This window comes from Pseudomonas sp. FR229a (assembly GCF_030209115.1).
Taxonomy (GTDB): domain Bacteria; phylum Pseudomonadota; class Gammaproteobacteria; order Pseudomonadales; family Pseudomonadaceae; genus Aquipseudomonas; species Aquipseudomonas moraviensis_A.
The window spans coordinates 21,124-45,287 of the sequence record NZ_JARVSP010000005.1; the positions used below are offsets into that span (position 1 = coordinate 21,124).

General features: G+C 60.0%; 24 protein-coding genes, 1 tRNA gene and 1 pseudogene. 6 read left to right on the forward strand and 20 right to left on the reverse strand.

Translation table 11 applies throughout. The features are described from left to right. Positions 1–7: 7 nt before the first annotated feature. The 5 genes from phnE to QRN33_RS03695 all read right to left on the reverse strand — a co-directional run bounded on the left by phnE (position 8) and on the right by QRN33_RS03695 (position 3,806). A complete protein-coding gene (gene phnE, locus QRN33_RS03675; protein WP_065616234.1) occupies positions 8–775 on the reverse strand; it encodes a phosphonate ABC transporter, permease protein PhnE in 768 nt (255 codons plus the stop codon). Then, the gene (locus QRN33_RS03680) at positions 772–1,599 is read right to left on the reverse strand and encodes a PhnE/PtxC family ABC transporter permease (RefSeq protein ID WP_285407143.1); all 828 of its coding nucleotides are present in this window, start codon (positions 1,597–1,599) and stop codon (positions 772–774) included. The genes phnE and QRN33_RS03680 overlap by 4 nt, the downstream gene beginning before the upstream one ends. Continuing rightward, complete coding sequence (locus QRN33_RS03685; RefSeq protein ID WP_285407145.1) at positions 1,593–2,390, reverse strand: phosphonate ABC transporter ATP-binding protein; 798 nt, start codon at positions 2,388–2,390, stop codon at positions 1,593–1,595. Before QRN33_RS03685 ends, QRN33_RS03680 begins: the two co-directional genes overlap by 7 nt. Further along, positions 2,387–3,250: a putative selenate ABC transporter substrate-binding protein gene (locus QRN33_RS03690; protein ID WP_285407147.1), complete on the reverse strand. Its 864-nt coding sequence runs from the start codon at positions 3,248–3,250 to the stop codon at positions 2,387–2,389. The genes QRN33_RS03685 and QRN33_RS03690 overlap by 4 nt, the downstream gene beginning before the upstream one ends. A gap of 157 nt (positions 3,251–3,407) precedes the next feature. Continuing rightward, complete coding sequence (locus QRN33_RS03695) at positions 3,408–3,806, reverse strand: RidA family protein (RefSeq protein WP_123419430.1); 399 nt, start codon at positions 3,804–3,806, stop codon at positions 3,408–3,410. A gap of 113 nt (positions 3,807–3,919) precedes the next feature. Between QRN33_RS03695 and QRN33_RS03700 the strand changes: the two genes are divergently transcribed. The 3 genes from QRN33_RS03700 (at position 3,920) to souR (ending at position 7,217) form a co-directional block, all read left to right on the forward strand. Next, complete coding sequence (locus QRN33_RS03700) at positions 3,920–4,813, forward strand: LysR family transcriptional regulator (RefSeq protein WP_285407151.1); 894 nt, start codon at positions 3,920–3,922, stop codon at positions 4,811–4,813. 124 nt (positions 4,814–4,937) lie between these two features. Continuing rightward, complete coding sequence (locus QRN33_RS03705) at positions 4,938–6,098, forward strand: radical SAM/SPASM domain-containing protein (protein ID WP_065616236.1); 1,161 nt, start codon at positions 4,938–4,940, stop codon at positions 6,096–6,098. A gap of 93 nt (positions 6,099–6,191) precedes the next feature. Then, complete coding sequence (souR, locus tag QRN33_RS03710) at positions 6,192–7,217, forward strand: transcriptional regulator SouR (protein ID WP_285407154.1); 1,026 nt, start codon at positions 6,192–6,194, stop codon at positions 7,215–7,217. 372 nt (positions 7,218–7,589) lie between these two features. Here the strand turns inward: souR and QRN33_RS03715 are convergent, their stop codons facing one another. After that, complete coding sequence (locus QRN33_RS03715; protein WP_285407156.1) at positions 7,590–8,624, reverse strand: alpha/beta fold hydrolase; 1,035 nt, start codon at positions 8,622–8,624, stop codon at positions 7,590–7,592. Between the two features lie 307 nt (positions 8,625–8,931). Between QRN33_RS03715 and QRN33_RS03720 the strand changes: the two genes are divergently transcribed. Next, positions 8,932–9,006 (forward strand) — tRNA-Gln (locus QRN33_RS03720). Between the two features lie 121 nt (positions 9,007–9,127). Here QRN33_RS03720 and QRN33_RS03725 read toward each other — a convergent pair. The 3 genes from QRN33_RS03725 to gstA all read right to left on the reverse strand — a co-directional run bounded on the left by QRN33_RS03725 (position 9,128) and on the right by gstA (position 12,526). After that, the gene (locus QRN33_RS03725; RefSeq protein ID WP_252880319.1) at positions 9,128–11,116 is read right to left on the reverse strand and encodes a peptidase U32 family protein; all 1,989 of its coding nucleotides are present in this window, start codon (positions 11,114–11,116) and stop codon (positions 9,128–9,130) included. 345 nt (positions 11,117–11,461) lie between these two features. Further along, positions 11,462–11,842: a RidA family protein gene (locus tag QRN33_RS03730; protein WP_285407159.1), complete on the reverse strand. Its 381-nt coding sequence runs from the start codon at positions 11,840–11,842 to the stop codon at positions 11,462–11,464. 72 nt (positions 11,843–11,914) lie between these two features. Then, a complete protein-coding gene (gene gstA, locus QRN33_RS03735; protein WP_285407161.1) occupies positions 11,915–12,526 on the reverse strand; it encodes a glutathione transferase GstA in 612 nt (203 codons plus the stop codon). A 109-nt stretch (positions 12,527–12,635) separates the two neighbouring features. Here gstA and QRN33_RS03740 point away from each other — a divergent pair, with 109 nt between their 5' ends. Together QRN33_RS03740 and QRN33_RS03745 are read left to right on the forward strand one after the other, a co-directional pair. Next, positions 12,636–13,529 carry a transcriptional regulator GcvA gene (locus tag QRN33_RS03740; protein WP_285407350.1) on the forward strand — a complete coding sequence of 298 codons (894 nt, stop codon included), beginning with the start codon at positions 12,636–12,638 and terminating at the stop codon, positions 13,527–13,529. A 123-nt stretch (positions 13,530–13,652) separates the two neighbouring features. Beyond that, positions 13,653–14,066 carry a cupin domain-containing protein gene (locus tag QRN33_RS03745; protein WP_042606837.1) on the forward strand — a complete coding sequence of 138 codons (414 nt, stop codon included), beginning with the start codon at positions 13,653–13,655 and terminating at the stop codon, positions 14,064–14,066. A gap of 12 nt (positions 14,067–14,078) precedes the next feature. Here QRN33_RS03745 and QRN33_RS03750 read toward each other — a convergent pair whose 3' ends face one another. From QRN33_RS03750 to QRN33_RS03800, 11 genes and pseudogenes are all read right to left on the reverse strand, one after another. Next, a complete protein-coding gene (locus QRN33_RS03750; RefSeq protein WP_285407164.1) occupies positions 14,079–14,330 on the reverse strand; it encodes a hypothetical protein in 252 nt (83 codons plus the stop codon). After that, entirely contained in the window at positions 14,327–14,584 is a 258-nt protein-coding gene (locus QRN33_RS03755) for a DUF6555 family protein (RefSeq protein ID WP_042606839.1), read from the reverse strand. The genes QRN33_RS03750 and QRN33_RS03755 overlap by 4 nt, the downstream gene beginning before the upstream one ends. Before the next feature lie 186 nt (positions 14,585–14,770). After that, positions 14,771–15,322 (reverse strand): ATP-dependent Clp protease proteolytic subunit, encoded by a 552-nt coding sequence (locus tag QRN33_RS03760; protein ID WP_123419460.1) that lies wholly within the window; start codon positions 15,320–15,322, stop codon positions 14,771–14,773. 376 nt (positions 15,323–15,698) lie between these two features. Next, positions 15,699–15,815: pseudogene (locus QRN33_RS03765) on the reverse strand (con-10 family general stress protein); the annotation flags it as partial. A 322-nt stretch (positions 15,816–16,137) separates the two neighbouring features. Then, on the reverse strand, positions 16,138–16,368 hold the full coding sequence (locus QRN33_RS03770) for a hypothetical protein (RefSeq protein WP_016774936.1): 231 nt from the start codon (positions 16,366–16,368) through the stop codon (positions 16,138–16,140). Between the two features lie 236 nt (positions 16,369–16,604). After that, on the reverse strand, positions 16,605–17,642 hold the full coding sequence (locus QRN33_RS03775) for a DNA topoisomerase IB (protein ID WP_285407176.1): 1,038 nt from the start codon (positions 17,640–17,642) through the stop codon (positions 16,605–16,607). 72 nt (positions 17,643–17,714) lie between these two features. Further along, on the reverse strand, positions 17,715–18,794 hold the full coding sequence (gene modC, locus QRN33_RS03780) for a molybdenum ABC transporter ATP-binding protein (protein ID WP_281921687.1): 1,080 nt from the start codon (positions 18,792–18,794) through the stop codon (positions 17,715–17,717). 3 nt (positions 18,795–18,797) lie between these two features. Further along, a complete protein-coding gene (modB, locus tag QRN33_RS03785) occupies positions 18,798–19,478 on the reverse strand; it encodes a molybdate ABC transporter permease subunit (RefSeq protein ID WP_285407178.1) in 681 nt (226 codons plus the stop codon). Continuing rightward, on the reverse strand, positions 19,479–20,246 hold the full coding sequence (gene modA / locus QRN33_RS03790) for a molybdate ABC transporter substrate-binding protein (RefSeq protein ID WP_285407179.1): 768 nt from the start codon (positions 20,244–20,246) through the stop codon (positions 19,479–19,481). 134 nt (positions 20,247–20,380) lie between these two features. Then, on the reverse strand, positions 20,381–21,445 hold the full coding sequence (locus QRN33_RS03795; RefSeq protein WP_285407180.1) for an NAD(P)H-dependent flavin oxidoreductase: 1,065 nt from the start codon (positions 21,443–21,445) through the stop codon (positions 20,381–20,383). A 104-nt stretch (positions 21,446–21,549) separates the two neighbouring features. After that, positions 21,550–24,000 carry an autotransporter gene (locus tag QRN33_RS03800; RefSeq protein ID WP_350310277.1) on the reverse strand — a complete coding sequence of 817 codons (2,451 nt, stop codon included), beginning with the start codon at positions 23,998–24,000 and terminating at the stop codon, positions 21,550–21,552. Positions 24,001–24,164: the final 164 nt, after the last annotated feature.

The window sequence follows — 24,164 nt, forward strand, 5'->3', positions numbered from 1 at the left end:
ACTGGGCCTACGCTTTGACCCAACGCTGCCGGCTCCAGGCACTCAGCCAGTCGACCAGAAACACCAGCAACAGCATCGCCAGAATCACCGTGCTGGCCTGCGCTTCCTGGAACAGACTCAGGCTGACATACAGCATCTGGCCCAGGCCGCCAGCGCCGACGAAACCCAGCACGCTGGCCATGCGGATGTTGTTTTCCCAGCGATACAGGCAGTAGGCGAGCAGTTGCGGGGCGAGGTTCGGCAAGGTGCCGTAGCAGAACGCCAGAATCGGATTGCCGCCCTGCAAGCGAATCGCCTCGGCGGGTTGTGGCGGAGTGTTTTCCAAGGCTTCGGCGAACAGCCGACCGAGCACGCCGGTGGTGTGCAAGGCGAGGGCGAGGGTGCCGGCGTTGGGGCCGAGCCCGGCCGCGAGCACCATCAGCGCCGCCCAGACCAGCTCCGGAATCGCCCGCAAGCCGTTGAGCAGCAGACGCGCCGCACTTTGCAGCGGCCAGCCGAAACGCCCTGCAGCGGGCAGCGCGAGGACGATGCCGAACAATGCCGCGAGCAAGGTGCCCAGCGCGGACATGGCCAGGGTTTCCAGTGAGCCGTGGGCGATGGCTTTCAGGTAGCCGGCGCTTAAGTCAGGGCTGAGAAAGCGCTGCACATAACTCCCCATTTGCTTGAGGCTGTTGGCGCTGCCCAGTTCGGCGAGGTCCAGTTCCAGATAGGCGAAAGATGCGACTACCGAGAGCGCGATGGCGACGATCAGCAGCAGGTTGATCAGACGCCTCATGTCAGCCTCCAGCGCAGCAAGCGGCTGAGTTGGTCGGCGCACAGCACCAGCAGCAGGAACGTCAGCAACATGCTGGCGACTTCACCGCCGGCAAACATGCGGATCGACAGGTCGATCTGTTGCCCCAGCCCACCGGCACCGACAAAACCCATCACCACCGAGGCACGGATCGCGCACTCCCAGCGATACACCGTGTACGAGAGCAGTTCGGCGGCGACATTCGGCAGCGTGCCGTAGGCAAACGCCGCCAATCGCCCGCTGCCGGCCTGCAACAACGCGTGCGCCGGGCGCTGGTCGGTGGATTCGAAAATCTCCGCGTAGACTTTGCCGAGCATGCCGCTGTAAGTGATGGCGATGGCCAGCACGCCCGCTGCCGGGCCGAGGCCGACCGCGCGCACAAACAACAGCGCCCAGACGATTTCCGGCACGCTGCGCAGAAAAATCAGCAAGCCGCGAACCGGCCAGCGCAGCAAGCGCCCGGGCAGGCTCGGCACGCCGCCCCGTGACGCCGCCGAGAGGGACAGCGCGCGGCTGGCGATCAGGCTCGCCGGCACCGCCAGCAGCAGGGCCAGGGCCATGCCCGCCGTGGCAATTGCCAGGGTTTGCAGGGTCGCTTTGAAAAGTAATTGCAGGAACGCTTGATCGTGCGCCGGCGGCCAGAATGCCGAAACGAAACGGCCCATTTCGTCCTGGCTATCGGCCTGAAACAACACGCCCAGGTCCAGTTCGCTGAGCTGAATACCCGGCCACAACAGGGCCAGCGCCAGCAGCGTCAGCACCAATCGCGGCCACGCCGCCGGGTCCCGTGAATCGGCTTTCAGCATCGCGGAATCTGCACAATCAAAGGCGCGATCGCCGGTACTGGCGATTGCAGTTGTTCATTGGCGTACAGCGCATCGAGCTTGTCGCGGCTGACCTGATCAGAAGGGCAATCGAACAGAATCTGCCCGTCGCGCAAGCCGATGATCCGTGGAAAGTGCGCCAATGCCAGATCCACCGCGTGCAGGCTCGCCACCAGCGTGACGTTGTGCTCACGGGCGTGGCGCGACAGGATCGACAACGTGTGGCCGGCGAGCACCGGGTCCATCGCTGACACCGGTTCGTCGGCGAGCAGTATTTCCGGCGCCTGATACAGCACTCGCGCAATGCCGACGCGCTGCAACTGCCCGCCGGACAACTGCTGGCAATGGGCGAACAGTTTGTCGCCCAGATCCAGCCGCGCCAACGCCGCGCGGGCGCCTGCCACGTCCAGCGGATGCAGCAGATTCAACAGACTTTTACCCAGACTCCACTGGCCAAGCTTGCCGGCCAGCACCGCCGTGATCACCCGCTGACGTGGTGGAATCGGCGGCGCCTGATGCACCAGGCCGATGCGCGCACGCAGGCGCTGACGCTGGCGCGCCGACAAGTGCCAGGCGCGTTCGCCGAGCACTTCGATGTCACCGCTGCTGGGTTTTAGCGCCGTCGCCAACAGATTGAGCAGGCTCGATTTGCCGGCGCCGGACGGGCCGATGATCGCGACCTGTTCGCCGACACCAATCTGCACGTCGATGTTGCGAAGGGCATCGACGCCATTGGCATGGCGCAGGCTGCCCTGGGTGAGGCGTAGGGTCATTTCAGCAGTTCGGCGGCGCGGGCGGCTTCCTCGATGCCCTTGTAGTTCTCGGGCTTGGTCTCGATGAAGCGACTGGCGGCTTGCAGATCAAGGATCTTCTTCTGCTCAGGATTGGCTGGGTCCAGATCGAGGAAGGCTTTCTTGATCTTCGCTGCCAGCGCCTTGTCGAGGGTGCCGCGCACGGTCCAGTTGTAATCGAAGTAGGTCGGAGTGGTGGCGAAGACCTTGACCTTGGTGGTGTCGACCTTGCCGGCATCGACCAGTTTCTGCCAGACGCTGGCGTTCAACACACCGGCATCGACCTTGCCGGCCTGCACCCAGGCAACGGTGGCGTCATGCGCGCCGGAGTAGGCGACACGGCTGAAATAGCCTTCAGGCTTGATGCCGTCGTTCTTCAGCATGAAGTAACGCGGCATCAGGCTGCCCGAGGTGGACGACACCGAACCGAAGGCGAAGGTCTTGCTCTTCAGGTCGGCGAGGCTTTTCACGTTCGGGTCGGCGGTGATGAATTTGCTGGTGAACTGCGCATCCTGTTCACGCTGCACCAGCGGGATCACTGGGGTGGTGGCGTCGGTCTTCAAGCGGGCCTGCACGAACGTGAAACCGCCGAGCCAGGCCATGTCGAGGCGATCGGTGGCCAGGGCTTCAACCACTGCCGGGTAGTCGGCGACCGGGACGAACTGCACCTTCATGCCCAACTGCTGTTCAAGATAGGCGCCCAGCGGTTCGAACTTGCGCAGCAGTTCGGTCGGCGCTTCGTCGGGAATCGCGCTGACGCGCAGGACATCAGCGGCTTGCGTCATCAGGGCAGAAAAGGACAGGGCCAGGCCGGCGGTGAGGGCGAGGGTACGCTTGAACATAGAATTCTCCGTTTCGTAAGCGTCAACATTCGAAGGGCTGCCGCTACAGAGCGGCGCGCCACGTCAGGGTAGACGAAACGGCGAGGTTATACGCATTCGCGAGGAGATTGGCCAGCCTCCCTGCCGGCGCGTTGTGTCTGTTTGTGTGCTGTACCGGTCAAGCCGCTTCCGGCAGTTTGGCAATCACCTTGATCTCGAAATCGAAACCCGCCAGCCAGGTCACGCCGACAGCCGTCACCGTCGGAAACGGCGCTTCGCCCCAGAACTCCGGCACCACGCTCCAGATGGTTTCGAACGTCGAATGCGGGTCGACCATGAACACGGTGACATCCACCGCATCATCGAAGCTGCAACCGGCCGCGGCGAGGATCGCGTTGAGGTTGTTGAAAGCCGTGCGCACCTGATCGCGCAGATCCGCTTCGGGCGAACCGTCCTCGCGACTGCCGACTTGTCCTGAGACAAACAGGAAACCGTTGGAGCGAATCGCCGGCGAGTAACGGTGACGCTCGTACAGGGCGTGGCGGGCGGGTGGGAAAACTACATCGCGCTTGGACATGGTGCTGACTCCATCAGTGGTTGATGGGCTGACTTTAGGTATTTGCAGAGCCGCGATAAACGCGCAAGCTTGGCGTTCACTGTTTGCAAAAACCAAACAATCGAGGGGCGCGGATGGACCGGTTCGATGCGATGCAGGCCTTTGCCCGGGTGGTCGAGGCGGGCAGTTTCACCAAGGCTGCCGAAACCTTGCACATGAGCAAGACCACGGTGACGCAACTGGTGCAGCAACTGGAGGCGCGGCTGCGGGTCAAGCTGCTCAACCGCACCACGCGCAAGGTCAACGTTACCGCCGACGGTGCGGCGTATTACGAACGGGTGATCAAGCTGCTCGCCGACATGGACGACGCCGAAACCAGCCTGCCCGGCGCCGCCGCCCGGCCACGCGGGCGCTTGCGCATCGACGTGCCGAGTCCGTTCGCGCGGCACATTCTGGTGCCGGCCTTGCCGGATTTTCACGCGCGCTACCCGGACATCCAGATCGACATGGGCGTCAGCGACCGCATCGTCGACATCATCGATGAGAATGTCGATTGCGTAGTGCGCGGTGGTGAGTTGCTCGATCAATCGTTAATGGCGCGCAAGATCGCCGATCTGCCATTGGGCGTTTTTGCCGCACCGGCTTATCTGGCCCGCGAAGGTACGCCCGACCATCCGCGCGAACTGGAAGACTCCCATCATCGGGTGGTCGCGTTTCTTTGGGCTCGCACCGGTAAACCTCTTCCGTACACCTTGCACAATGGCGCCGAACGCCTGCAGATCAAGGGCCGGCATGTGCTTGCGGTGGATGATGGCAATGCCTATCTGGCGGCGGGCCTGGCCGGCATGGGTGTGTTGTGGCTGCCGACGTATATGTCTGATGCGCATGTGGCACGGGGCGAGTTGGTGCAATTGTTTGAAGGCTGGCAGCTTGAGTCGATGCCGCTTTATATGGCCTATCCGCCGAACCGGCATGTGAGCGTGAAGTTGCGGGTGTTTATTGATTGGGTGGTGCAGTTGATGGCGTAGCGTGCCGATGGTGCAGTTATTGCTTGCGGGTGTCGCACAGCCGTCAAAATACCAACACAAGCGGCGACCGAAACCCATGCAATGATGAGATGCATGGCGTTCCCTTCAAGGAGCTTCACCTGCAATGAACATGTATATCGATATTGTTGGCGCCTGCAATCTGAGCTGCCCTTCGTGTCCGATGGGCAACTCGGAAAATCTCAATTTCAAGAAATCCATGCAGCTGGACATGTTCAGGCAGATCGTTGAAAAGGCTAAAACCGAGGGCGTTCGTACGATCTTCCTCTACAACTGGACCGAGCCTTTGGTGCATCCGAAGATCGGCGAGTTTATCGAGATCATCAACGCCGCCGGCATGATGAGCGGTATCAGCACCAACCTCAACCTGGCGAAGAATATGGAAAAGGCGCTGTTGGCCGAGCCAGGTTATTTCCGGATTTCGTTATCAGGCTTTCATCAGGAAACTTACCAAAAGGGCCACGTCGGCGGTGATATCGAAGTCGTAAAGCAGAACATGATTGCGCTGCATGAAATCAAGCAACGGCTCGGCTTGAAGACGCGAGTGGATGTTTATTACCACCGCTACCTGGACAATATTGAAGAAGAGGCGCTGATGCGCGAGTTCAGTGAGCGTCTCGGCTTTGTGTTCACCACTGGTTATTCGGTGATGATGCCGCTGGAGAAAGCGCTGGCGATTGTCGAGCGCGATCCGTCTGTTTCAGCCACTGACCACGAAACACTCACACGTCTGGCGCTCCCGCCTTACGATGATCTGATCAATGTCCTGCAGCATTACCCCAAGCAGGCTTGCACACTCAAAGATGACTGGCTGGTGATCGACTGCAACGGCAATACAGTCTTGTGCTGCACGATTTTCAACCAGACCGAATATCAGGTTGGCAAATATCTCGACATGCCGCTCGAGGAACTGACACGGCGCAAATCCACACAGAAAAACTGCGTCGACATGTGCGACCGTTGCGCATCGAAAGGGCTGCACATCTACTCGACATACCCCAATCAGGGGGTTCTGGAGCGGCACGCGGTAAACCGCATTCTCGACTTCGAACGACTTGCCAGCGAGGGGCTTGCGGTGGACAGCCAGCAACTGGGGCGCGCCGGCGAAGTCAGCGCCGAGAATTTCGATGAAGCCCAGTATCTTCGACTCAATGACGATGTAAGGGTGGCGGTGTCCCAAGGTGCTTTCAACAGTGGCTACCAGCACTACCTGCTGTGTGGGCGTCTGGAAGGACGACTCGGCGCCGGTGCGTTTTCGGTGATCTGAAGCGGCATTGGGGTGGCAGTCAACCACGCGCTGCGCAGGCGTAGTTGACTCTTTGTCTGATCAAGCCAACTATCGCTCGCATAACAACGACCGATGGACCCGACCTTGATTGAACGACGTCAATTCAGCGGTGGCATGAAGGGCAAGAACCTTCGCTATCTGAATGAGCAGAACCCCGATAACACCGGCGTGACCCGCACCGGTTTCTTGTTGCTCGAACACTTTTCGCTTCCGGCCTTCACCCAGGCGCTGGACACGGTAGTCACCACCAACCTGTTGCGCCCGGGACTGTTCTCGTCGCGCACTTTCGGCCTTGGCGATGGCGAGGTGATCAGCGATCTGGGCCTGGTCATCCGCCCCGATGCGCGCCTGGATTCTGCTGCACTTCACGAGCTGGATCTGCTGGTGATATGCGGTGGCTATCGCACTGAATTGCGCGCCAGCGAGGAATTCATCGGCTTGCTCAAGGCTGCGGCGGAGCGGGGCGTGAGCCTGGCCGGATTGTGGAATGGCTCGTGGTTTCTCGGCCGCGCCGGTTTGCTCGATGGCTATCGATGCTCGATCCACCCGGAACATCGCCCGGCACTCACTGAGATCGCCAAGAGCACCCATGTCAGCAGCGAGCCTTACGTGATCGATCGTGATCGGCTCACCGCGTCGAGCCCGTCCGGGGCCTTCCACATGGCGCTGGACTGGATCAAGGGTTTGCACGGCAAGGCGTTGGTCGAAGGCATTGAAGATATCCTCGCCTTCGAAGAGTCGCGCTACCGGCGTATCAAACCCGATGAAAACATCTGCGTCAGCGCGCCGTTGCGTGAAGTGATCAAGCTGATGGACGCCAACCTCGAAGAACCGTTGGAGCTGGAGCAATTGGCGGTCTACGCCGGCCGCTCACGGCGTCAGCTGGAGCGCTTGTTCAAGGAACAACTGGGCACCACGCCGCAACGCTATTACCTGGAACTGCGCATCACCGAAGCACGACGCCTGCTGCAACACACCGAACTGTCGCAGGTGGAAGTGCTGGTGGCTTGCGGTTTTGTCTCACCGAGCCATTTCAGCAAGTGCTACAGCTCGTACTTCGGTTATCGGCCTTCGAAGGAGAAGCGGCTGGTTAAATAGATCGACCGGTGCAATCCCCAAAAACCCTCACCCCAGCCCTCTCCCAGAGGGAGAGGGAGCCGACCGAGGTATCTTGCGCTGTACATCGACCTGAAAGATGGAGGTCGGTTATGGATTCAATGCAGCACTTTCAGGTCGGCGTAACCCTTGAGCATCCCCCAATCAGTTCCCTCTCCCTCTGGGAGAGGGCTAGGGTGAGGGGCTTTTGAGGGCGGGGCTGTCATCTTGCGCTGTACATCGACCTGAAAGATGGATGTCGATTATGGGTTCAATACAGCGCTTTCAGGTCGGCGTAAATCTTGAGCATCCCCCAATCAGTTCCCTCTCCCTCCGGGAGAGGGCTAGGGTGAGGGGCTTTTGGGGGCAGGTCTGTCAGAGACGGTCAGCATCGATCACAGCCTGCGCAAACGCCGCCGGGCTTTCCTGGGGCAAATTGTGCCCAACCCCACCCTCGATCAACCGGAACTGATATTTCCCGGTAAAGCGCTTGGCATAATCCTCCGGTGCCGGGTGCGGTGCGCCGTTGGCATCGCCCTCTAAAGTAATCGTCGGCACGCTGATCGACGGTGCAGTCGCAAGTTTCTGTTCCTGCGCGGCATATTTCTCTTCGCCCTGTACCAGGCCCAGACGCCAGCGGTAGTTGAACACAGTGATCTCGACGTGATCGGGATTCTGCAACGCCTTGGCACTGCGATCAAAAGTCGCGTCATCAAACTTCCACTGCGGTGAGGCGAGTTGCCAGATCAGTTTGGCGAAGTCGTGGGTGTTCTTGGCATAGCCGGCGCGGCCGCGCTCGGTGGCGAAGTAGAACTGGTACCACCACTGCAATTCGGCTTTGGGCGGCAATGGATTCTGGCCGGCGGCCTGGTTGCCGATCAGATAGCCGCTGACCGCCACCAGTGCCTTTACGCGCTCAGGCCACAATGCCGCGACGATGTCCGCCGAGCGCGCGCCCCAGTCATAACCACCCAGCACCGCTTGTTTAATTTTCAACGCGTCCATGAAGTCGATCACGTCGCTGGCCAGCGCCGCCGGTTGCCCATTGCGCAGGGTGTCTTTGGACAGGAACTGCGTATCGCCATAACCCCTTGCGTACGGCATCAGCACGCGATAACCCTTGGCCGCGAGCAGGGGCGCGACTTCGTCATAGCTGTGAATGTCGTAAGGCCAACCGTGCAGCAGAATCACCACCGGACCATCGGCAGGACCAGTTTCGGCGTAGGCCACGTCGAGTACGCCAGCCTTGATGTGCTTCAGCGCGCCGAAAGGCGAGGGCGCTGAATAGCTGACGGCGGCGGGTTCTGTGGTTTGCGCCTGAGCGCTGCCGACGGCGCCGAACATTGACAGCGCCAGGACTGACAAGCCGAGCGCGTGGGTGATTTTAGAGGTGTGCAGAGCCTGTTTCATGCTGACGTCTCCTTTGCGAGCCTGTGGCCAAGGGGCTGGATGAACCCTTGAAACCTTGGGTGCATTGGAGCGTGTCGAGGTATCCGCTCTGTGTCGGCAAAGGAGGTTTTTGCAAGGGCGTGTATGGCAGCGGGACGCGTACACACTGTGATACACGGCAACGAAACCGAGTGTTTTCGCGGGAAAATAATAAGTGGCTGTTTTAAAACAAAAAATATTTCGTCTCGGGCTTCCCAAACGAAACGAATGTTGATAAATTGCGCCCCGTTCTCACAGCGATCCTCACGGAGCCGCTGACCAGAGCTACAGGGGCGTCGCCAAGCGGTAAGGCAGCAGGTTTTGATCCTGCCATGCGTTGGTTCGAATCCAGCCGCCCCTGCCATCTACGAAAAAACGCCAACTTCGCAAGAAGTTGGCGTTTTTTTATGCCTGCGATTTGCTGCGCTAGAGCCAGTCAGCCAAGCAGGCGTGCGCGATGCCGAAGCACCGCGCACGCCGCCCACTCAGTGTGGAGCGCGCGGGATGGTTTTCATCAGGTCTTCAGGGCTGATGTGGCCAACCACGCTGCCCGGCTGCGGCAGATTGAGGATGTGGCCTTTCATCTTGCCGATGATGTGCATCTCGCACGGCTTGCAATCGAATTTCAGCGTCAATACTTCATCGCCGTGAATCAACTGCATCGGCGCGACCTTGGTGCGCACGCCGGTCACGCCTTTGGCCTGTTTCGGGCACAGGTTGAAGGAGAAACGCAGGCAGTGCTTGGTGATCATCACCGGCACTTCGCCCGGCTCTTCGTGGGCTTCGTACGCCGCGTCGATCAGCTTGACGCCGTGACGGTGGTAGAAGTCGCGGGCCTTCTGGTTATAGACGTTGGCGAGGAAGGTCAGGTGCGAATCCGGGTACACCGGCGGTGGCGTGGTCTCGGCTTTGCGGCCGCCACGCGGATGCGCGGCGACGCGGGCGGCGGTCAGCGCTTCGATGACTTCGCGGCGCAGCGACTTGAGCTGCGAATTCGGGATGAAGAACGCCTGTGGCGCATCCAGTTTGATGTCGGTGGCGTGGTACTGCGTGGTGCCGAGCTGGCCGAGCAGATCGCGCAACTGTTCCAGTGCCTGCTCAGGCTTGTTGGCCACACCGAACGGACCGTTAAGCGTGACACTGGCGCTGATGCCTTCCTCACTGGTCGCGGTCACTTCCAGCTGTTCTTCGCGCAGACGGGCGAACCAGCTCAGGGCCACGCGACGTTCCGAAGAGGTTTTCTGCAACGCCTGCTGCCAGTTGTGATCGAGGTTGCGATTCAACGGGTGGCTTGGACGCAGCTTGAACAGACCTTCAGGCATTTCGTTCGGCTCGACGCGGTAGCGATAGCGCTTCTCGCCGTCTTCTTCGAACTCACCTTTTGCTTCGGCGATGTTGGCGCGGAAACCGACCACTTCGCGTTTGACCAGCACGTTCAGGCCGTCGCCGTTTGACAGCGGCTCATGGGTGATGACCTGCATGTCACGCTTGCCGACTTTTTCCACGGTACCGACCGGCAGGCCGGTGAAGGTCGGCGAATCGAAGGCGCCGATGTCGATCTTGCGATCGGTGACGAAATAATCGGTGCTGCCACGGTGGAAGGTTTTTTCCGGATCGGGCAGGAAGAAATGCACCGTGCGGCCGCTGGAAGCGCGGGCCAGGTCCGGGCGGTCTTCCAGCACATCGTCCAGACGCTGGCGGTAATAGGCAGTGATGTTCTTCACATAGCCCATGTCCTTGTAGCGACCTTCGATCTTGAACGAACGCACGCCGGCCTCGACCAGCGCGCGGATGTTGGCGCTCTGGTTGTTGTCTTTCATCGACAGCAGGTGCTTTTCGTAGGCGATCACGCCACCCTTTTCATCTTTGAGGGTGTACGGCAAGCGGCACGCCTGGGAGCAGTCGCCACGGTTGGCGCTGCGGCCGGTTTGCGCGTGGGAGATATTGCACTGGCCTGAGAAGGCCACGCACAACGCGCCGTGAATGAAGAACTCGATGGCGGCATCGGTTTCATCGGCGATCGCGCGGATTTCTTTCAGGTTCAGCTCACGGGCCAGTACCAACTGCGAGAACCCGGCCTGATCGAGGAACTTCGCTCGCTCCAGGGTGCGGATGTCGGTCTGGGTCGAGGCGTGCAGCTCGATCGGCGGAATGTCCAGCTCCATCACGCCCAGGTCCTGGACGATCAGCGCATCGACACCAGCGTCGTACAACTGATGGATCAGCTTGCGCGCCGGCTCCAGTTCGTTGTCGTGCAGGATGGTATTGATGGTGGTGAAAATGCGCGCGTGGTAACGGCGGGCGAATTCGACCAGTTCGGCGATTTCGCTGACTTCGTTGCAGGCGTTGTGGCGCGCGCCGAAGCTCGGGCCGCCGATATACACGGCGTCGGCGCCATGCAGGATGGCCTCGCGGGCGATAGCGACATCGCGAGCAGGGCTGAGCAATTCCAGGTGATGCTTGGGCAAGGACATAGTTTTTTTAGTCAGGCGGTCACGGGCAAGGGGCGCATTCTACCCGTGAAACGCGCGGCGGGCACGTGTGTGCTGCCCGATGGTGGCTGGCGATCGGGTCAGTTCGGTTGACTATTGTGTTGAATGTTCCGGGCTCTTCGCGGGCAAGCCCGCTCCCACAGGGTTTTTTCGCGGTGTACTCGGAATCGCGGCTACACACAAACCATTGTAGGAGTGAGCCTGCTCGCGATAGCGGTGGGTCAGTTAATGAAGGTGTCGACTGACACACCGCTATCGCGAGCAGGCTCACTCCTACAGGGGGTTGTGTCATTCCAGAGTAATTGAAATGACGCTGTGCAATTTCAATCAGCCCTGGGCCGCCATCGCCGTCACTTCCACACGCATCCCTTCAACCGCCAGCGACGCAACGCCAACCGCTGCCCGCACTGGCCATGGCTTGGCGAAAAAGCGTTTATAGACTTCGTTGAACGCCGCGCGATCAGCCATGTCGGTGAGGTAGATGGTCAGGTGCATTACGCGGTCCATCGAACTGCCGGCACGTTCCAGTGCGGCTTTCAGCGCTTGCAGCGTGCACTCGCTTTGCTCGGTGATGCCGCCCAGTTCCAGACTGCCATCGGCGCGGGTGGGGATCTGCGTCGAGACCATGATCCCGCCGAAGGTGGCGACGTCGGACGAAATCGAATCGGTGTCCGGATCGGGCGTGAAGATGATGTCTTGATTGGCCATGGGCATCTCTTGTTCGAGTGAATGAAGGTCGCGCCAGTTTACAGATTCCCTCCGGCGATGGCCCGTGCGCGTTCAGACTGGCTGCGTTGCCGCTTCCGCCGCGATTGCCGCATGCACGCTGGGTCGCGCGCCAATGCGCTGCATATATGTGGCCAGAGCGGGCCACTTTGCGATGTCGATATCAAACGTCGGCAACCAGGTCAGCACCGTGAACAGGTAGGCATCGGCAACGCCAAAGCTAGCCATCAGATAGTTCCGATCCGCCAGAATGCGCTCAAGGTAATCCAGCCGCTTGCACAGTTTCTGCCGAAAAATCGCTTTGACCGCTTCCGGGATTTCGGCGCTGAACAATGGCGCGCTGGTGCCGTGGATCTCCGAGCCGATGAAATTCAGATGCTCCTGCAGTCGTATGCGCTCCCATGTACCGACCGCGGGCGCCAAGGTGTTTCCCGGGATCTGGTCGACGAGAAATTGCACGATCGCCGGGCCTTCGGTCAGCACTTCGCCGTTATCCAGTTGTAGCGCGGCCACGTAGCCTTTCGGGTTGATATCGCGAAAGTCACGGCCGTCAGCCGTGCGCTTGGTCTGGTTGTTGACGCGGATCAGCTCGAACGGCAAGCCGAGTTCCCGCAGAACGATGTGCGGTGAGAGCGAACAGGTCATCGGTGCAAAGTAGAGTTTCATGGGGTGTCCCCGGAAGTTTGAGGCGCCACGATCCTCTGCGGGCGAAACTTCCGCAAAGGTCATTTGCGGTGCTAGCGTATGACAAATTCTCATGCGCACTTCTGATCTTATGACCTCCAGACTTCCTTCCCTCAATGGTTTGCGTGCATTCGAAGCGGCCGCGCGGCATATGAGTTTTACCTTGGCCGCCACTGAGTTGAATGTCACGCAGACAGCAATCAGCCACCAGATACGACGCCTCGAAGCCGAGCTGGGTGTCACGTTATTCCTGCGACTCAAGACTGGTTTGGCGCTCAGCGAAGACGGCCAGGCCTACCTGCCGGGCGTGCGTTCGGCGTTTCATGCGCTGCGTGATTCGACGCAACAGTTGCTCGAATCGCGCGGGTCCAGCGTGCTGACCATCAGCACGCTGGTCTCGGTTGCGTCGAAATGGCTATTGCCGCGCCTGCCGGCATTCCAGCAGGCGTTCCCGGACATCGATGTGCGCATCAGCGCTGCAACCGATCTGGTGGATTTTCGCCGAGGGGGCATAGACGCGGCGATTCGCTATGGGCGTGGCGACTGGAAAGGCCTGCGTGCGGACTTTCTTATGGCCGATGAGATTTTCCCCGTGTGCAGTCCGGCGATGGCAAAGGCATTGAACACGCCGGCGGATCTTGCCAATCACACCCTTGTACAAGTCAGTGGCCTCACCGCCGATGACTGGCGCGCCTGGCTCAGCGCCGCCGGCCAGCCTGCGCAGTTGGCCGCTGGCGCGAAGCTGACCTTCGATCTGGCGATGATGGCGGTGCAGGCGGCAATTGACGGGCAGGGCGTGTGCATCGGGCGTTCGACTTACGTGAACGACGATCTGCGTGCAGGACGATTGGTCGCACCGTTCGACATGCGCCTGCAGGATGATCTCGGCTTCTATCTGGTCACACCCCATGAAACCGCTGACTCGACAAAGATCAGCGCGTTCAGACAGTGGCTTGTGGCTGTAGCCCGCGACACGTTTGTATAAGCGTGTATCAACCCTCAGCGGATACACACGACAACACCAAACCGGGCTTTCGAGACACATCCGCCTTACATGCCGAGCCCAAAGTAGCCCTCACACCAACACTACGTTTGAGAGGGCACCACCATGTACCGTCCACTGTTTCTGGCTTCTGCCGTTGTCTTCGCCTCCCTTACCGGTTTCGCTCATGCGGCGGATGCGCCGGCGACGAGCTGGCAGAAAGGTTTGAGCCGCACCGATCTGGTTCGCCAGGATCTCGGCGCTGACAATCGCGAAGTGATTCAGGCGCGAATCGATTTCGATGCCGGCGTCAGCGCGCCTCGGCATGCGCACCCTGGCGTTGAAGTCGCCTATGTCATCAGCGGCACGTTCGAGTATCAGCTCGAAGGGCAAGCGCCAGTGACACTCAAGGCCGGCGACTCGCTGTTTATCCCGGCGGGCGTGGCGCATGTGGCGAAGAACATTGGCAATGAGAAAGGCGTAGAACTGGCCACTTACGTCGTCCCGAAAGGCGAACCTTTGCTGATCCTCAAACCATGATGAGCAAGTCCGCTATTTCGAGCGCGGCTTGCTCATCGCGCGCTTGATGCGCATCCAGTCCTGATAGGCCGCCGTTCGCTTGGCGTCGGCCCAGGCCTTTGCTTCGCTGAAGCGAGCCCAGGCCTCAGGGCTATCGGTGTCATGCTCGATGATTCTGTACGCCGCTTCTTCCAGCAGATCGGCCTCACGGAACATCGCGGCATTGTCGGCCATCTCGTCGTCCCAAGAGCGGCCGAAATCGAATTTCAAAGTGTGTTCTGTCATTTCACGTGATCCTCCTCCCAGACCAGAGGCACCGATTCTCGCCATTGCACTTCGGTCACGCCAAAGCGTTCCGCCATCGGTTTGGAAAAACGTTTCAACGGAGGCCGACCGGGGCGGGGAATGGGCGCGATACCCGCGTCACAACTTGCCCACTGCCAGGCTTCGGCATTGTTCATGTTTTTTGTGCGAATGACGAATGACCTGGGCTTACCGTGCAGCAGGTAATCGATCACGTACAGATCTGCTCCGCTCATACATTTCCTCCCCATGCTTATGAACAGGGATATCTGACGAAATGAATAATTCAGAGAAAATGCACGCTGCCGGGACGATCGGTTGTTAGTTGGGATTGGAGTTTGTATGGCGAGTGTGCGGAGTACAAATTCGTCTTGCAGGACGAGGCAAACGCGACTGCCACGGCGCGTCAGTAAGTTGCAAACTTACGAATAAATACACGAACAGACGAAGTCCGCATGAACCTCGGTGTCTTCAACCGCCGTGATCAGACCTGCATCCAAGGCTTCTTCAGGATTGATGATGCGCGGCGCTGCCGTCAGATACTTCTCCGTCTCCAGCGCGTTTTTTCCGTTACTTGTGCGCTCGGCGACAATTTGCGCGTACAGGTGCAAGTCATAATCCAGGCTCATGGCATATTCCGACATGCGTGAATGATCGACCGCTCCCTGCAGGTGCCAATGAAAAGGGTGAAACAGAAACTTGCTATGAGTACAGGCGGTTCGGCGTTGGCCAGCAAGGAAAACGATATTGCCCATCGACTCGACCGTGCCCAGGTTATGGGTGTGTACCGGGACGGGTAGCGCTATCAGAAAGTTGTACATCGTGAAGCCGTAACTGCATTCGCCACCCATGGTGGCGATGTTCAGAATCAATCTGGGAGCATCTTCCTTCACCGCCAACGAGGCTTTGTCAATCAGTTGACCACAGGTTGATGCATTGATCGGACCGGTAAAGTTGATGACGTGGACAGGCATGGCGATTTCCTCGACGGGCCGGCTGCGCTGCGAACGGGCTCCTTGCGCAGGACTCGTAAGCTCAGTCAGGAGCAGCGTTCATAGGTTGGCGCCGTTTCCGTTTCTCGAGAGTTTTCAGCGTTAACGATCAACTGCCTGCGCTCATAACACGCATGTTGGGCACGATCGCCGTGCTGCGGGTGGCCAGGTTTTCTTTCAATGCACGGTGACACCGACGGGTCCGGTAATTTCTCGGAGGAACTGCGCGTTGCCTCTGGAACACCTTCAGCGCCTTCGTGTCGGTGTAACTCGCCTGGAACACTATCAGTGGCAGTCGTCATCATTGCGCTCCATCGGATATTACAAAGGGCAGCAAAGCTGCCCTTGTACCGCTCATTTACGACTTGCGACCTCCACTGTGGCTGGATTGTCCGCCTTTGCGACCAGCCTCGGATGCTTTTTCACGATCGTTGGCGAAGTTACCGCCAGACTGTCCGCCTTTTTTCCCGGACTCTTGCGTCTTGTCACGATCGTTGCCGGCCTTGCCTGTATTTTTATTTCCGGTGGTCATGATAGCTCTCCGATATATCTTAACGTTTCGCTAGTGATGTCCGTTGTCGCGATGGACACTTACTTCGATTACGTATCGGTTCACGGTGTTTTGATTATTTTTAACTGATCCGATGAGCGGCATTTCGCTGCGTGAACTTGATCTAGTCACTTATAGCGATATAACTAAAGCAGCTATGTTCAATCGCAATGAATAATAAAGAATTGTAATTACACCGATGCCGCGCAATTGGTTAAGCAGTTAGTTGAAGTTGCTTGAACCGAAACTACCTGAACCGCGGCAACGGCCGGTCGATCGGCTTGAGTGTCGACAGCGTGTCGCGGATCAGCGGCGCATCCTTTTCAATATCGTGCAGTCGATCGCGGATGCGCAGGGCCGTCGGATGCCCGCCTTGATGATCAACCCAGTCGGCAATCTCTTTGCAGGCGGCTGCGAGGCGCGCCTGGCGGGCGTCGAGCAGGGTGAGGAGGGTGGTGATGGACTCTTTCTCGGACATGGAACACCTCCGTTCGCTGAAACGGCTGAGTTGCAACACAAAGCCCGCGTGTCGCAAACCTTCAGATCAACTATAGAAGACCTGCGCGATCGTGCAAAAAATACCCGGCTAAGCTCGACGGCGAAACTCATTGTAGGAGTGAGCCTGCTCGCGATAGCGGTGTGTCAGTCGACATCGTCATCAACTGATAGACCGCTATCGCGAGCAGGCTCACTCCTACAGGGGGTGCGTGCGACTCAGGACGCCTCGGTTACTTCGCACATGCGTTCGAGAAACATCGCCAAAGCCACTTCCTCGGCGCGCAAGCCTTTGCGTACCCGTGGGCGGGGCAGTTCGGCAAGGGCGCCGAGCATGAAATGCTCGACCACGGCGGGGTGGATGTAGCACTTGCGGCACACCGCGGGGGTGTTGCCCAACTGTTTGGCGACGTTCTTTACGGCTTCGACCACGTGGCGCTTGGCTTCGGTTTCTGACTCATGCTGCAACTCGCGCAGCACCGACAAGGCCAGGGCGCTGCCCGCCCATGTGCGGTAGTCCTTGGCGGTGAACGCAGCGCCGGTCAGTTTCTGCAGATAGGCGTTGACGTCGGACGAGGTAACGGTATGCCGTTCGCCGTGTTCATCGAGGTACTGAAAAAGGTTCTGCCCGGGAATTTCCAGACAGCGCTTGATGATTCGCGCCAGGCGGCGATCCTTGACCGTGATCTGGTGCTCGATGCCGCTCTTGCCACGGAACTGGAACAGGATCGCGCTGCCGTTGACCTCGACGTGGCGGCTGCGCAACGTGGTCAGGCCATAGGAGCGATTGTCCCGCGCATATTGGGTATTGCCGACGCGGATCAGCGTGGCGTCAAGCAAGGTGATCACTGTTGCCATGACCTTGTCACGGCTGAAGCCCGGCGCATCGAGCAGCGCCTCAAGCTGGCGCCGCAGTTTGGGCAGGGCCAGGCCGAAGTCGCGCAAACGCGAGTATTTGTCGGCGTCGCGTACTTCGCGCCAGCGTGTGTGGTAACGGTACTGCTTGCGCCCGCGCGCATCGCGCCCGGTGGCTTGCAAATGCCCGCAGGGATCGGCGCAGATCCACACATCGGTATACGCCGGCGGCACCGCGAGGGCGTTGATGCGTTTGATTTCGTCCGGGTCGGTGATGCGCTGTCCCGACGGTTCGAAATAGACGAACTTGCCGCGCAGTTTTTTCCGGGTGATACCAGGCTGAGTGTCATCGACGTAATGCAGATCGGCGGGCAGGGCATCTGTCAGCACGGTATCGGGCATGGCGGTTTCCTTCGGTCATACGGCAGTCTGTAACAGGATTGACCGCAGGCGCTGGCCGTCGTGCCGAATGATTTACGCGAGCACCGCCACCGCCTTGATCTGCGCCCATAGCCGCTGGCCCGCATGCACGTTCAATTGATCCTTGGAAAACCGCGTGATCCGCGCCAGCAACGGCGTGCCTCCAGCGTCCAGTCGGATCAGCACATGGGCACTGTTGTCAGCCGCCTGTTCACTGACCACCGTCACCGGCAGACGATTAAGAATGCTGCTGCCGGCATCGTTGTGCAGCGCCAGACTGATGTCGCGGGCGTGCACCTTGCAGCGCAAGGCCTGACCCACGGCCATCGGCGCATGGGTGACGCGAATGTTCATTTCCGTGGCCGGCAATTGCAGGCTGAGCAATTGATAGGTGGCATCGTAGGCGCTGACCTGGCCTTCGATGATGACCCCGGCGTCATCGCCCATCGCCAAGGGCAGGTCCAGACGCGCGAGGGTTTCGCCGATCGGGCCGCTGGCGAGGGCTTTGCCATCGCTGAGCAACACCAGATGATCGGCCAGCCGCGCGACTTCATCCTGCGCATGGCTGACGTACAGCAGCGGAATATCCAGTTCGTCATGCAGGCGTTGCAGGTACGGCAGGATTTCGCTTTTGCGCCGGCTGTCGAGAGCCGCCAGTGGTTCGTCCATCAACAGCAGTTTCGGGCTGGTCAGCAGAGCGCGGGCGATGCCGACGCGTTGCCGCTCGCCACCGGACAGATGCTGCGGATGACGCTCGAGCAAATGGCCGATGCCGAGCAGTTCGGTGGCCTGGTTCATGTCGACCCGGCGTTGCGACCTGGCAATGCGTTTGCGGCCAAACTCCAGATTGGCCAGTACCGACAAGTGCGGAAACAGGCTGGCTTCCTGAAACACGTAGCCGAGCGCCCGTTTATGCGGCGCTACGAAAATGCCCTTGGCGCTGTCCTGCCAGACCTCGCCGTTGATCTGCACGAAGCCCTGTTCTGCGCGTTCCAGCCCGGCAATGCAGCGCAGGCAAGTGGTTTTGCCGGAGCCGGAATCACCAAACAGCGCGGTGACACCGCGGCCCGGCACCTGCAGATCGACATCCAGCTCGAAGCCGGAATAAGCGCGTTTCAGACGTACGTCAATCATCGATCAGCTCCAGCCTGCGCGGGTCTTGCGGCTGGAATACAGCGCCAGCAACACCAGGAACGAGAACACCAGCATCGCCCCGGACAGCCAGTGCGCCTGAGCATATTCCAGCGCTTCAACGTGGTCGTAGATCTGCACCGAGACCACGCGGGTCTTGTCGGGAATGTTGCCGCCGATCATCAGCACCACACCGAATTCACCGACGGTGTGGGCGAAGCCGAGAATCGCTGCGGTGATGAAGCCGGGACGCGCCAGTGGCAGGATCACGCTGAAGAACGTGTCCCAAGGATTGGCGCGCAACGTTGCGGCCACTTCCAGCGGGCGAGTGCCGATCGCCGAAAAGGCATTCTGCAACGGCTGCACCACGAACGGCAGGGAGTACATCACCGAGCCGATTACCAGCCCGGTGAAACTGAACGTCAGCGTACCCAGCCCCAGCCATTGGGTGAACTGACCGAGAAAACCGTGTGGCCCCAGCGCCAGCAACAGATAAAAGCCGATCACCGTCGGCGGCAGCACCAGCGGCAGGGCGACGATGGCGCCAATCGGGCCGCGCAACCATGACGATGTGCGCGACAGCCATAAGGCGATCGGCGTGCCAATTACCAGCAGGATCACGGTGGTCAGCGACGCCAGTTTCAGGGTCAGCCAGATGGCGGCGAAATCGGCACTGGTCAATGACATTTACAGTTGATATCCGTAGGACTTGATCACCGCAGCGGCTTTCGGGCCCTTGAGATAATCCACCAGGGCCTTGGCGGCGACGCTGTCCTTGCCTTTGTTCAAGATCACCGCGTCCTGTTTGATCGGATCATGCAGGGCGGCCGGGACTATCCACGCCGAACCGCTGCTGACTTTGCCGTCCTTGTAGATTTGCGACAGGGCGACAAAGCCCAGTTCGGCGTTGCCGGTGGAGACGAACTGATACGCCTGAGTGATGTTCTGACCTTCGACGATTTTTGCTTTGGTAGCGTCGGTCAGTTTGAGTTTCTCCAGCACCTGTGTGGCGGCCAGGCCGTAAGGCGCGGCTTTCGGATTGGCGATGGACAGGTGCTGGTATTGGCTGGTTTTCAGCACCTCGCCTTTCGAGTCCACATAACCTTCCTTCGCCGACCACAGCGCCAGCGTGCCGATGGCGTAGGTGAAGCGTGAACCTTTGACGGTTTCGCCTTCCTGTTCAAGTTTTGCCGGAGTCGTGTCGTCAGCGGCGAGGAACACCTGGAAGGGCGCGCCGTTCTTGATCTGGGTGTAGAACTGCCCGGTCGCGCCATAAGCAGCAACCAGTTTGTGGCCAGTGCCTTTTTCGAAGTCGGCAGCAATGGCCTGGATAGGCGCGGTGAAATTGGCGGCAACTGCCACTTGCACTTCGTCAGCCTGCACGGCGCCGATGCTGAAGAGTGCGAGGAGTGAAGCGAGGCAGGCAGGGGCAACGCGTGTGGCAGCCAGGGTCATGTAGAAAGCTCCGTGATCGGCGATTAGTGCTCTGTTTGTGATGGCGCCGATACACGGGCGCTATCGCTATATAAAGAAATATATAGCGAGACGCCGCCAGGTGGCGAGGGATTAAGTCCGCTTGCCGCATGAATTCATTGACGGTTGAGTTTCGCCAATGCGCCTTCGGCGAGTTGCCGGGTCAATTCAGCGCTGCCGATGTCCTTGCCCAGCGTGAGCGCCTGACCGGCCCAAAGATTGGCGAAGTCCGCGTCATCCTTGGCTCGCAGTGGCATGAGTGCACCGCCGGCCAACGGAAAGGCTGGCGCCTGCGCGGACATCGGGCCGAGTTCGCGCATCGCTCGATTGACAATGCCCCGTGCCGGACGCCCGGTGAAAATATTGGTGATGGCGGTCTCGCTTTCTTTTGCAGTCCGCAGAGCCTTGTGATGCGAGGCGCTGACTTTCGCTTCCGGGGTAAACAGGTACGCCGTGCCGACTTGCACTGCCGAGGCGCCGAGCATGAACGCTGCTGCAACGCCCCGGGCATCGCTGATTGCGCCAGCCGCTATCACCGGCACTTTCACCGCGTCGACCACCTGCGGCACCAGCGCAAAAGTGCCGACCTGCGTGCTCAGATCATCGCTGAGGAACATCCCCCGATGCCCACCCGCCTCATAACCCATGGCGATGATCGCGTCGCAGCCGTGCTGCTCCAGCCAGATTGCTTCTTCGACCGTGGTGGCAGACGAGAGGATCTTCGCCCCGGTGGCCTTGACCCGATCGAGCAGGTTTTTCTCCGGCAGACCGAAATGAAAACTCACCACCTCGGGCCGGAATTCTTCGAGCACAGCGCACGCGGCGTCATCGAAAGGTGCACGGTTGGACACCGGCGTCGGGGCCTCGAAATCGGCGCCCAGTTCGCGGTAGTAGGGTTCGAGGAGGTTTTTCCAGTCACGCGCTCGCTGGTCATCGGGCGTCGGTGGTTGATGGCAGAAGAAATTGACGTTGAACGGCTTGCTGGTGTGCTGGCGGATGGTTTTCAGTTCTTCGCGCAGTTGCTCGATGCTCAGCATCGCCGCCGGCATTGAACCGAGGCCGCCAGCGTTGCACACGGCAATCACCATCGAAGAGTTGGTCGCGCCGGCCATCGGGCCCTGGATGATCGGCAGTTCGATACCGACAAGATCAAGGATGCGGGTGTCTGGCCACTGACTCATATAGCAATTCTCCGAACGATGAAACGGGCAGGGACGGCAACCGGTTTTAGCAGCAAAACCGGCTGCGGGGCCAGTCTGAAATTCTGAACATCACGTGCAGTTTTTCAGCGTCGATGCAGTCCGCCACCTCCAGCGCCGCCAAACGAACGGTTCATCATTTGCGAGGACCGGTTGTAGTTGTGCGTGCGCTGGTTGCCGAGATTGCGCGCGGCGGATTCGCGATTGAGATTTTGTAGCTGCGCATTGTTGTTCGCGGGTTGGGTTCGGTTGGCACCGCCGCCGGCCACGGACTGCCAGCCATTGTCGGTTTTCTTGTAAACGTTGCCGTCGCGCCCGGCATAAACGTTGTCACCGACCCGGGCGGCGCCGCCGTTGCGGCCGTGAATGCCGCCGTATTGCGTGGTGTTGCCAGTATTGGGGTTGTAGACCGCGCCGCGATTGGCGCTGACTTTAGTTCCGGTGCGGACGTTGCCGGCCGTCACCCGTTCGCCAACGATCGCGCCGCCGTTCGGTCCAGCCGCTACGCCGCTGCGTCCGCCGGCGTAATTCCCGGTATAGGCGTTGTGCACCGCGCCACGCTGGCCAGCGGCGGCAATACCGGTGCGCGAGTTGTACGAGGCACCGACCTCACCGGCCCAGCGATTGCCGGTCCAGGCGTTGTAGCCGGCGCCGTGACGGCTGACGGTCGCGCGGTCGCCCCACTGATGATAAAGATTGCCGGTGGTCCCGGCCCAGCCACCCGGGCCCCATGCCACGGCACCGCCGCGATAACCGTAGGCCGCGCCGCCCCAGGCCAGCGGCGCCGGGTACAGACGCGGACCCCATGCGTAACCCCAGCCGTAATTTCCCCACCACGGATACGCGCCCCAACCCCAGCCCATCGCGTTCGTGCTGCCGCCCCAGCTCCAGCCGAAACCGAAGCCGAAGGTCCAGCCGGTCCACGGCGTGTAGCGGATCGCGACGCCGAAACCATAGGTCACCGGTGGCCCGTACCAGACACTGCCGACCCACGGCGTGTACGGATAACCGGTGCCATACACCACGACGCCGGTCGCCGGGTCCAGCGTCGAGCCTTGATAACCTGGGGTGTAGCCGACCACCACGGTATCGCCACTGGACTCGTAAACCTTCACGTAGGTGAGGTAATGCATCGGTGAACCGGGCGGGATCGAATAAATCACCGCTGGGACTGAAGTGGCCACGCTCCAGGGGCCGTTCACTGAGGCGGCGCTGAACCAGATGCCATTCTCCACGGCCCACCAACTGTCGTTGTCGACACGAATAATCGGCGTGGCGCTGTTGATCACGTATTGCAGTGGCGTATTGCTGATCGCTTTGAGCTGCGGCTCGCCGTCAAATTGCGGTGTGGTCATCTTCACCGCGCTTTTCCTGATCGCCGAGGTCTGCGGGATGGTGGCGGCAATCGCAGCCTCCTGAGCCTGTGGCGTACCGGCGACCGAAGCCTTGACGTTCTCTTTCGCGCTGTCGTCAGGAATATTGGCAAAGTCGGCCGGCAGTTTGTCTGCCGGGACAAAGGTCCATGGTCCGTTCATGTCGCTGGCGCGAAACCAGCGCCCGGAAATCAGCACGTAACTGTTCTGATCGCCGATTTCCTTGAAGATGTGCCCGGTGGTGTTGCTCACGTACAACAGGCTGGTGCCTTGAATCGGTTGCCATTGCGCGGCGCCGTCGGTGACCAGCAGTTCCGTTGGCGTAGTGGCGATGAAGATTTTCGGCTGTGGCGGCTTGGCAAGGCTGGGGACCTTGTCCTTCGGATCGCTTTGCCCGGTGAGCAGGTCCACCTGGCGACTGTTGATCGCCGCCTGTCTGGCTTTTTCCAGATTGGCCGGCGGCGCAGCAAGGCGCGTGTAATCGCAGTTCAATTTATCTGCAACCATCCAGCCGTCGAATACATGCAGGTAGTGTTTGCCTTGCGCATCCTTGAGCAGCAATGGACGCGTGTTGATCACCCGTTGCAGCTCGGTACCTTCCACTGGCCGATAAGCCGACTCACCGTCGATATACACGAGGATTGCCGGGCTGTCGGAGCTGACGATGGTCGGCGGAGTGTTTTCCAGTGGTGCGCCGTCGGCTTTCCGTTCGGCGTTCAGCACGCCGACTGCCGCTTCCAGTTGATCGAGGGAGATGGTTTTCTTGCGGCTCTCGGCATCTTTTTTCAGGATGGCGAGCCATGTGTCGGCCTGTTTGGCATCGGCGGGAAACTCGGCTTTGAGGATCTGGTACTGATCGAGCGCGACCCAGCGGGTGGCCTTGTCTACGAGAGTGTGAGCGCTGAACTCGACGATGCCATAGGTGGATTTGCCGTCGGCGGCCGTGGCTTCGACGGCCGCGCGGGCATTGAGTGTGTAGCCGTCCCAGTTGTCGAGCTGCGGCTGATACACCGTCAGCTTGCTCTTGCCGCTGGTGATCACTTGCGGCCAGGTCGGCTCGCTTGGCGCCGCATCCGGCTTTGCTGCCGGGGCGGCTGCCCAGGCATTGCCAAGCGTCAGCAGACACAACATCAGCAACGTGGGTAAAGCGCGCAGGAAAAGCATCGTCAGCTCCATCGACAGGCCGGTTTGCAAGGCGAAACCGGAAAAACACAACCGTCGAAAAAGCATAGCCGCCCGCCATGGATTCACCCGGCTGATTGAGCGGTTAGCGCAAAGTCGAGTGTGGCAATGTGTTGCGATGTGCTATTTCAAGGCATGCTTTCTTT